We start from the raw sequence: 9,588 nt of genomic DNA, 5'->3' as shown, positions 1-9,588 counted from the left end.
GCCCGGGGGGGTGCCGCGACGCGCGGCGGACCCGGCCCCGCCCCGTTCGGCCGGGCCGGGTCCGCGCCGTGCGGCGCCGCGGGGTCAGACCCGGTCGGCCGCGATCAGCAGGTACTGGAAGGAACCGTCCTTGTAGGAGTTGATGAACGCCTCCTCGATGCCCGTCACCAGGGACGGCACGGTGGCCCGCAGCTCCCAGTACGGGAGGGTGGCGGCGGTCAGGTCGACGACGGCGTTCGGGACGAGGCGGTTGTCGGCCATCGCGCGCAGGTACTCGCGGCGGGAGTGGATGTTGCACTCGAAGTGGGCGTTGATCTGCGAGACCCACTTCGACGGCTGGCCGTAGATCGGGTTCCAGCAGCCGGTGATGGTCACGTAGCGGCCGCCGACCGACAGGATCCGGGAATGCTCGGCGAACAGGTCGTGCAGGTCCACGTACATGCTGGACTCGTTGTTCCAGGAGGCCCGGACGGTGCCGTTGCCGAACGGCATGTCGAGCATGTTGCAGACCTGGGCGTGCACCGAGTCGTCGATGCCGAGCTCCTTGGCCCGCCGGTTGCCGAACTCGGCCTGCTTGGCCGACAGGGTCACGCCCTCGACCTTGCAGCCGAACCGCTGGTGGGCCATCACCATGGAGCCGCCGCGGCCGCAGCCCGCGTCGACCAGGGTGTGCTCGGGGCGGATGTCGCCGAGGCTGTCGAGCAGGACGTCGGTCTGCGCGGACTCCAGCCGGTGCAGCTCGGAGACGAGCTTCTTCTCGCGCTCGCTGTCCTCCGGGTCGCCGAGCGCCGCCAGGTCGACCTCGCCGATGCCGTAGTGGTGGTGGTAGAGGCCGTCCACGTCGCCGAGGCGCAGGTTCACCGGCCGGGCCTCATGGTCCCAGTAGCGGGCGATGTCGCCCTGGTAGGGAGTGGCCGGTCCGGGGACGGCGGTGCGGTTCACGGGGGTGGTGTCGGTGACGGACACGGTTCAGCTCCTTGGTTACCAGAAATCGGGCAGGCTGTAGCGGTAGGTATTGGTCCGGTGCCAGTAGTGGTTGCCGTCGACCCAGGCGGCGACCCCGCGCAGGAAGCGCACCACCACCGGGACGGGCGTGGCGGCGGCCAGCGCCGCGGCCTCCGCCTCGAAGGCGTGCATCAGTTCGTTGTGCACCTCGACGGCCTTCAGGTAGCCCTCGCGGTCGTCGACGCCCTCGCGCTCGGAGATCACCACCGGGAGGTTGAGGTGCCGCCCCGGGCTCGCCAGCTCCTTGGTGTACGAGTACAGGTCGTTGACGATGGTGGTGGCGTTGGAGGCGAGCGCGATGACCCGCTGCATGGCCGGCCGGGCGTGCAGGTCGGCGGGCAGCTCGTAGCCGCCGACGGTGTCGGTGATGGTCGGGCACGGGCGGAAGTTGTTGAACTGCCGCATCGCCAGGTACTCCCACACCTCCGGGACGTGGTGGTCGTCCTGGTCCCAGGCGGCCTCGGCGAGGTACCCGAGGTGCAGGCGCGCCATGTCGTGCCGGAAGCGGTCCGCCTGGGAGGCGGTGGCGGCCCGGGCGAAGTGCTCCATGGCCGAGCGGTACGCCCGCCGGGGCGGGTCCGAGGCCAGCGACTCCTGCCAGCCGCCGTGGTACTCCGCGGTGGTGTGCAGCGGGTCCAGGGCGGTGTGGGCGAGCAGCAGCCGGCTGCCGAGGCCGACCGGCGAGCCGCCGAGGTCCTCGCAGTAGCAGTCGTCGACGGCGTTCTCCGCGACCATCAGCCGGGTGGCGAGCATGACGTGGTCGACGCTCGGGGCGTCCGGGTGGCAGGCGACCATGTAGCGGCTCACCGAGAAGCCGTCGAACTGCTCCTCCCAGTCCGGCGGGTAGAGCTCGATCTCGTCGGCCCACAGCTTGATGCGGCGGTTCACCTCCGCCACCCGCGCGGCGTCCGGCTCGGGCACCGGGTGGAAGTACAGGCCGGGCACGGGGTCGCCGGACGCCGGCTTGCCCGAGGGCGGCCCGGTCTCCGCCGTCTCCACCGCCGCGACCTGACGGAGCGCCAGGTTCAGTGCCGCCGTGCCGATCCCGCTCGGCCCGCGGAGGAGCTGCTCCAGGGCCGTCCCGCTCATGACCGCACCGCCGTGCGCCGGCCGGGGTGCGGGTGCTGCCGGGGAGCCTGCGGTGTCTCGACGCTCGTGGCCACGGGCATGGGAGAACCTTCCTCTGCGAAGGGGGGCACGACATGACGGGCCGTCGGCCGTCGCCTCCGTCCCGGAAAGAGGGGGCATCTCCGCTCGTCGCGGGCGGCCCCGTCTCGCTGCTGCCCAACCGTAGGCGGGGCGGAACGATCTGGACCGCTTCGCATGATCCTGTGCACTCGAAAGGGTGAACGTTCACATCAGTCGCGTTTGAAATGGCGCATCTGATGATCGGTTCGGACCACCGGGCACGCCGAAGCGGCCCCGCCGGGGCGCCGGGGCCGCGCGTCACGGGTCGTTCCGGTACCGACGGACCGTCACACCCGCCCTCGCTCAGCGGTGCTCGGGATTCTCGAAATCGAACCGGCACCCCGCGTCCCACTCCGACCGCTGGTTCCCGTACGCCGGGATCCCGCCCGCGTCCTTGAGGATCCGGGCCAGGTGGAGCAGGTTCCAGGTCATGAACGTCGTGTTGCGGTTGGTGAAGTCGTTCTGCGGCCCGCCCGACCCGGCGTCCAGGTACGACGGCCCCGGCCCCGCCTCCCCCACCCAGCCGGCGTCCGCCTGCGGCGGGACGGTGTAGCCGAGGTGCTGGAGGCTGTAGAGCACGTTCATCGCGCAGTGCTTGGCGCCGTCCTCGTTGCCGGTGATCAGACACCCGCCGACCCGCCCGTAGTACGCGTACTGGCCGCGCTCGTTGAGGATCGACGAGCAGGCGTACAGCCGCTCGACGACCCGCTTCATCACGGACGAGTTGTCCCCGAGCCAGACCGGCGGAACACTCTGGCACCATAGCTGACCTGGAGCGTGATCCCCCCGTCAACAACCGTGCCGCACTTTCGCACCACGACACGACACAATGCCCCGCTGCTTCGCCCAGCCTGCAACGGCACGGAGGGCTCCGAACTCTACGCTTGCGCAACGAATGTGGCTTTCCGTACTCGACCCGCAAGGACCCTCTGATAAGCAGGTCGGGGCTGCAGGCGGGTGGCCGCTCAGTGCGGCCCCGCGGGAGGGAAGCACATGGGCACGTCACCGAGGTCGGCCGTCATGGCCACCGAACAACGAGCGGTCGATCGCGCGTACGCCTGTTACGAAGCGAAGCTCGCAGAACTGTCCGGCAACTCCTCGGCCCGAGCCGCGGCCACCGGGAAGGACGGCATCGCGACCCGGGCAGAGTCCTTGGCCAGGGCGGAGGAGTTCCGCCTGGAGGGCGAAAACCTCGTCACGATGAGGGTGGACACCCAGTCGGACAAGACCGGCGAGGAGGAGGTCTTCTACCTCGGGCGGCGGACGGTGCACGACGCGGAGACCCGCGACACCGTCGTCATATCCTGGACGAACGAGCTCGCCACCGCCTGGCGCCTGGCCACGCCGAACGCCCCAGGAGAAGTCCGGTTGCGTCGACGTCTGGACTGCGACGGGCGGACGCTCCGGGACTACCGCGACGAGATAGCTCCACCGGTCACGGCCGCCGTCGGTGCGGGGATCGGCGTACCCTCCCCCGTGGACGTGTTCGGCCCCACCGCCGGGGCTCGGCAGCCTGCCGTGGACGACCTGCTGCTCCGCGACCTCGACCGCGCCCGCCGCAACCGCATGCGCGACATCGTCGAAACCATCCAGCCCGACCAGATGGCCCTGGTGGCCAGCCCGTCCACGGACGTCCTGATCGTCCAGGGCGGTCCGGGCACCGGAAAGTCCGCTGTCGGTCTGCACCGGGTCACCTGGCTCGTCGACAACAAGCGCTTCCAGGCGCAGGACATCCTGGTGGTGGGCCCGCACCGGAGGTTCCTGGAGTACGTCGGCAGAGTTCTCCCCACGCTGGGCTCGCGCAACGTCACCGCGGTCGAACTCCCCCTGCTCTGGGAGGGGACTGTTCGAGGCGAGGACGACCCGCCGGTGCGGCGGGTCAAGTCGGACGAGCGCATGGCGGTGGTACTGCGGCTCCGGGTCGACGGCAACTGCCGGCCGGACGCCATCGATGCAGCCGTCACTGCCGCTGCCGACGCGCAGGACGAACCGATGTTCACCATTGTCCTGGGCAGCGCGCCGCTGAGAGTTCCGGTGTCCGAGGTCCGCCGCGCCTTCGAGGCCGCCCGCAGCAGACCGGGCCACTACAGAGCCCGCCGTGACCACTTCCGTGACCTCCTGGTCGACCTCCTGCTGGCCGCGCTGAAGCAGGGTTTCCCGCAGCGTGCCCACGACCGGACCATTCGGAAGAGCGTCGAGCGCCATCGCCAGGTCGCCGGGCTCGTCGAACGCGTGTGGCCTCCCCTGAGCCCGGAGGAGGCCCTGCGCAGCCTGCTGAACTCGTCCAGCAGGCTGGCCGAGTGCGCGGCCGACGTGCTCGACGCGGCTGAGCAGGGGTTGCTGTCCCGCCCGGCCGCCGAGCGTGCCGAGGACGAGGTGTGGACCCTCGACGACCTGGTGTGCCTCGAGGAACTGCGGACCCTCATCTCAGGGGAGACACCGCCGAGTTACCCGCACATCGTCGTGGACGAGGCCCAGGACCTGACTCCCATGCAGGCCCGGTCGCTGCGACGGCGCAACCCGAAGGGGTCGATGACGGTACTCGGCGACCTCGCACAGGCCACCGGAGCACACGGCTACCCGAGTTGGGAGCGGATCGGCCGGATCCTGGCGGGCCAGGGCGGCTGGCACCTCGAAGAACTCACCACCAGCTACCGGGTGCCCGCGCAGATCATGGAGTTCGTCGCGCCCCTGGCCCGGGCGGTGGCTCCGTCCGTTCCGTTCCCGGCCGCGGTGAAGAGGGCGAACGGGGGGCCCGTGCGGATTGTGGAGACGCCGCCGTGGCAACTCCTCACCGAGGCGGTCGAGCACGCGGCACGGCTGGCCGGATCGGACGGTCACATCCAGCGCTCGATCGCCTTGATCGTCCCCGACGATTCGGACTGGCTCCGGCAGGTACAGCTCCTGGTCGACGCTGCGGAGGCGATGACCGACGAGGTCCGGGAGGCGGTGACTGTCCTGACTGCGGGCGAGGCGAAGGGCATGGAATTCGACCACGTCCTCGTCCTGGAGCCTGCGATCATCACCGCCCGCGGTGCTGAGGGTCCGCGTCAGCTGTACGTGGCCCTGACCCGAAGCACGCAGACACTGACGGTGTTGCACGCCTCGCCCCTCCCCGCGGTCATGCTGCCCTCCGTCGAACCGGCCGACCCCACCCCGAAGCCCCCGTCCGATCCGGCGGTGGGCCGTGTCTGCTCGCGCTTCCACCTGGACGGCGAGCGCTGCAAGCTCCCCACGGAGAACGCCGACGGCTGGTGTCGTGACAGTTCCTGCAGCGGTTTCCGGATGGGCGCGGTACCGGACCGGCCTCCGACCCGCTACCTGCCCAGGGTGCCCGTCGACGCCGACCTCGGAGCCGTGTTGGAGGCGTCGGACGCCTTCCTCCGCAGGCTCCGGGTGACCAGGGCCGCCGTACGGGCTTTCGTCACCGCGCACCGCGGCAGTGACCAGGAGGCCGAGGCCGAGATCCGCGGCGTGATCGCCACGTTCCTGACCGACGGGCGCCAGGCGCAGCAATCGGACGGTTACCGACTCGTCGACCTCAGCGGCTACCGGTTCGTCCTGAGCCACGATGGGACAACCGTGACCGGCTACCGGAGCGTACACGGCGAACGGAGCCCGGCGCAGTACCTGGCCGGGGTCCCGTCCCGGTACAGGTCCTCCGGGCTCGCCGCTGCCCAGCGCGGTCCTGCGCTCCAGGACACGGCGACCGTGCGCGCCCTTGGGGTCGAAGAGATCCTGGTGGGCGCGGAGACGCGAGCCGCGTACGCCGGCCTCACCTCGGACCGGGCCGATCCGGCCGACCCCGGTTTCCTCGGCCGGCTCCGCACCACACTTGCGAGGGACCTGGCCAGCGGCCACATCGAGACACAACCACGGGGCAACCACCTCGTTCTCGGCGCCTCACAGACCTGGAACCTCTCACCTGACGGCAGTTCGGTGCTCTTCGTCCGCAGCCCCACCCCGCTGGACGCGGAGATCCTGGCAGCGGCCGGTCTGGAAGGGGCCGACGAACTCGCACCCGGCACCGAACTGCGAGTACGTGCCCTTGCCCATGGCGATCAGCTCCATTGGAGAGTCACCCCGGTACTGGAAGATCCGCAGCGGCGGTACCTCCTGCGGCTGAGGTCCGGTGACCGAGCGCCCGAGACCGGGCAGGAACTGGACGTCTGGGTCGTGCAGCACCGCTCCGGCGTGCACTTGGTGTCGGCCAACGACTTCGGACGCCAGGCGATCTCCGACCGGTCGGCCGAACTGTACCGAGCCGCGCTCGCGGTCCTGACCGCCCTCGGCGAGGGCATCCCGGTGGAGCTGCCGGAGACGGGCAACTCGGGCCTCGACGAGCTGGTGAACTGCTGCCTCCGCCGCGACCAGGCCGACTGGCTCCCTGTCTGGCAGCTCCTCGGGTCCCCGTCCTCAACCGATCTGGCGGTGCTGAGGGACCTCTCCCGCAATCTCCCGGAGGCCGTACGGTCGACTGACGCCACCAGGCTGGAGCAGCTCGGCGAAGTCCTACGGAGCAGCGGTTGGCACGACCGGGCGGCCGCCGCCCTGGCGGGACTGACAGGCGGGGAGTCCCCGGCCGTGTCCGCCGTGTCTTCGCCGGTCACCGCCCTGACATCCGAGCTCGCGGCCGCGGCCGAGTCGGACCGGACGTGCCTACGGCACGAGGCGGTGCGTCACCAGCTCATGGCTGCTCTCTTCGAGGCAGGCCACAAACCGCAGGACTCGTCGATCGTCGATGTCGTCCGCCCCGGAGAACGGGGGCCGATCGTTTACGAGGTCCTTCCGGTCGGCCATTCCTCGTACCACGCCGTGCGGTCCGGCGCGGTCCGTGTGCGGGAGATCGGGCAGGTGGTCGACGGGGTTCCCGAACAGTTCCACGTCGTCCTGACGTCGCCGCCCGACGAGCCGTGGATCCCCGATCTCATCGAGCAGGTTCTCGATGTCTCCGTCCTCTGGCCCGCGGCCACCGGTTGGCGGGGCCCGGGACGCTCCTCCGTCGGCGGCGCCGACGGTTGAGCCGCCGATCGGCCAGTGACACGGGTACCCGGCGGCGGCGCTCTGCCGTCGGGTACCCGCACCGGATCGTCGAACCACCAGCGTTGAACGTCGAAGGATTCCCCGAGAGCGTGTTTCGTCTCCAGACGGACGGGTTCTGCTGCTGACGTCGAACGGTTCGACATCGCGGTGTCTGCGGAGGATGGTAAGCAGTGCCGTGCGGCCAGTGCCGCAGCGAGCGCGCGTCTGGGGCGAGGAGCGAGCAGTGAGTGATCGCAGCAGCATCGAGTGGACGGAGGCGACGTGGAATCCGACCACCGGTTGCGACCGGGTCTCCGCCGGGTGCGACAACTGCTACGCCCTGGTCCTGGCAAGGCGGTTGAAGGCGATGGGAGCCGCGAAGTACCAGGCGGACGGTGATCCTCGAACGTCGGGGCCCGGGTTCGGGCTGACGGTCCACCGGGACGCGCTGGAGGTGCCCCGGCGGTGGCGCAGTTCGCGGATGGTGTTCGTGAACTCGATGAGCGACCTGTTCCACGCCAAGGTGCCGTTGTCCTTCGTGCGGGATGTCTTCGCGGTGATTGCCGAGACGCCGCAGCACACGTACCAGGTGTTGACGAAGCGTTCGGTGCGGCTGCGCCGGGTCGCAGAGCGGCTCGACTGGCCAGCCAACCTCTGGATGGGGGTGTCCGTGGAGGGCGCCGGGCACCTCGGGCGCGTCAACGACTTGCGCGGGGTTCCCGCAGCCGTGCGTTTCCTCTCGCTGGAGCCGCTGCTCGGACCGCTGCCGGGGCTGGAACTCGCCGGGATCGGCTGGGTGATCGCGGGCGGCGAGTCCGGGCCCGGGCATCGGCCGATGGACCCGCGGTGGGTACTGGAGATCCGCGACGCCTGCGCGGCGGCGGGCGTGCCGTTCTTCTTCAAGCAGTGGGGTGGACGTAATCCGAAGGCCGGTGGACGCGACCTCCAGGGACGCACCTGGGACGACATGCCCGAGCGCCACCGCGCCGCCGTTGGGTGACGCCGTGAGCCGTGTACGCACCCTGTTCAGCGCGTGATGATTGTGTGATCCTCCCCTCGGTAGCAACAGCAGACCTCATCGGGGAGACACATGTCGGTACCGAAGGACGTCACCTGGGACCGCGACCCGCACACCGCAGCGAAGCACGCCCTGCTGCGCCGCTACCTCCAGGCATGGGCCCCGATCATGCTCCGGTACAACGACACCGTCGTCTACGCCGAGGGGTTCGCGGGCCCCGGCGTCTACCGGGGCGGCGAACAGGGCTCGCCAATCGTCGCCTACCACGTGCTCGCCAGCGCCCTCCAGGACAGACCGGGCCGGGTGCGGATGGTGCTGGTGGAAGAAGACCTCCGGCGCAACGCGGAGTTGGAGCAGCGCATCGCAGCCGCCGCGCGTTCCAGCCGGCTGCGGTCAGGACGGCTGGATGTCCGAATCGGTCAGGGCAGCTGCCACCCCGTCCTCCTGGAAGGACTGGCCCGCACGGACAGCATGCGTCGGCCGATGTTCGTCCTGCTCGACGGCTTCGGCGGCCCGGAGGTGCCGTTCGACCTTCTGCGGCGGCTAGCCGACGCTCACCACAGCAACGAGGTGATGGTCACCTTCCAGCCCTCCTTCCTCTTCCGGTTCGCAGAGAAGAACGAGCAGCACCGCGCCACCGGCGATGCCTTCTTCGGCGGCTCCGACTGGCACGGCGTCTTCCAGCAGCCGTCCAGCGCCAAGGCCGCCTACCTGCGCGACCAGTACCGTGCGTCGCTCCAACAAGCCGGTTTCCACCACACGTTGGTCTTCGAGATGATCGACGAAGGTCGCCGCCTCCTCTACCTGATCTTCGGCACCCGCCACGAGCGAGGCGTCGAGAAGATGAAGGAGGCCATGTGGGCCGTGGACAGCACCTCAGGTGTCCGCTACCGCGACCCCAAGGATCCCCACCAGCAGGCCCTCGATCTGGAGCTCGAACCGGACACCGGCCCGCTGCGCCGCATCCTGCTCGAACACCTCCGCACCGCTCCGGCGCCCCTGTCCGTCGATCAGCTCAAGAGGTACACCTTGCTGGAGACCGTCTACCGGCCCACCCAGGTGATACCCCTACTCAAGCGCATGCGGGACGAGCAGCAACTCACGGCCTCCCCTGGCCGGATCATCGGAACGACTACCGTCACCGCCGCCCCTCAGGGCGCCCTGTTCTGAGTCCGAATAAGGCACTGCGACCGACGTGCGAGTCGATGGGCAACTGCAGAAGTGTCGATGCGGAGGTACCTGGCCGGGATCCACCGGCGGCGCACCTCTGCATCAGCCGCTCGGGCGTGGGCGGCGGCCGGCTTGCGGGCGCCGCGGCACAGTCCGGCGGCAAGAGGGTGTCGCCGGTCCAGCCG

Annotated in this window: 5 protein-coding genes and 1 pseudogene; 3 read left to right on the top strand and 3 right to left on the bottom strand. The window is 70.2% G+C overall.

Annotated elements, in window-relative coordinates; translation table 11 throughout:
* Window positions 1-84 precede the first annotated feature (84 nt).
* From ACFXAM_RS15795 to ACFXAM_RS15785, 3 genes and pseudogenes are all read right to left on the bottom strand, one after another.
* On the bottom strand, window positions 85-966 hold the full coding sequence (locus ACFXAM_RS15795; RefSeq protein WP_380291447.1) for a geranyl diphosphate 2-C-methyltransferase: 882 nt from the start codon (window positions 964-966) through the stop codon (window positions 85-87).
* Window positions 967-981: 15 nt separating this feature from the next.
* Window positions 982-2,253 carry a family 2 encapsulin nanocompartment cargo protein terpene cyclase gene (locus ACFXAM_RS15790; RefSeq protein ID WP_380291445.1) on the bottom strand — a complete coding sequence of 424 codons (1,272 nt, stop codon included), beginning with the start codon at window positions 2,251-2,253 and terminating at the stop codon, window positions 982-984.
* A 243-nt stretch (window positions 2,254-2,496) separates the two neighbouring features.
* A pseudogene (locus ACFXAM_RS15785) lies at window positions 2,497-2,937 on the bottom strand (flavodoxin family protein); the annotation flags it as partial.
* A gap of 276 nt (window positions 2,938-3,213) precedes the next feature.
* Here ACFXAM_RS15785 and ACFXAM_RS15780 point away from each other — a divergent pair.
* The 3 genes from ACFXAM_RS15780 to ACFXAM_RS15770 all read left to right on the top strand — a co-directional run bounded on the left by ACFXAM_RS15780 (window position 3,214) and on the right by ACFXAM_RS15770 (window position 9,403).
* Complete coding sequence (locus tag ACFXAM_RS15780) at window positions 3,214-7,215, top strand: AAA family ATPase (protein WP_380291443.1); 4,002 nt, start codon at window positions 3,214-3,216, stop codon at window positions 7,213-7,215.
* A gap of 244 nt (window positions 7,216-7,459) precedes the next feature.
* On the top strand, window positions 7,460-8,215 hold the full coding sequence (locus tag ACFXAM_RS15775; RefSeq protein WP_380291442.1) for a DUF5131 family protein: 756 nt from the start codon (window positions 7,460-7,462) through the stop codon (window positions 8,213-8,215).
* A 90-nt stretch (window positions 8,216-8,305) separates the two neighbouring features.
* On the top strand, window positions 8,306-9,403 hold the full coding sequence (locus tag ACFXAM_RS15770) for a three-Cys-motif partner protein TcmP (protein WP_380291440.1): 1,098 nt from the start codon (window positions 8,306-8,308) through the stop codon (window positions 9,401-9,403).
* Window positions 9,404-9,588 lie beyond the last annotated feature (185 nt).

Origin of the sequence: Kitasatospora sp. NPDC059462, assembly GCF_042749955.1 — a bacterium.
Classification (GTDB): Bacteria; Actinomycetota; Actinomycetes; order Streptomycetales; family Streptomycetaceae; genus Kitasatospora.
The sequence above is the reverse complement of the archived record's forward strand: the minus strand, read 5'-3'. Positions and strand labels throughout refer to the sequence as shown.

Excerpts from the sequence above, each read along its gene's own strand:
- ACFXAM_RS15790 (WP_380291445.1), bottom strand. The coding sequence starts at position 2,253 with ATGCCCCCTCTTTCCGGGACGGAGGCGACGGCCGACGGCCCGTCATGT.
- ACFXAM_RS15780 (WP_380291443.1), top strand. The coding sequence starts at position 3,214 with ATGGCCACCGAACAACGAGCGGTCGATCGCGCGTACGCCTGTTACGAA.
- ACFXAM_RS15770 (WP_380291440.1), top strand. The coding sequence starts at position 8,306 with ATGTCGGTACCGAAGGACGTCACCTGGGACCGCGACCCGCACACCGCA.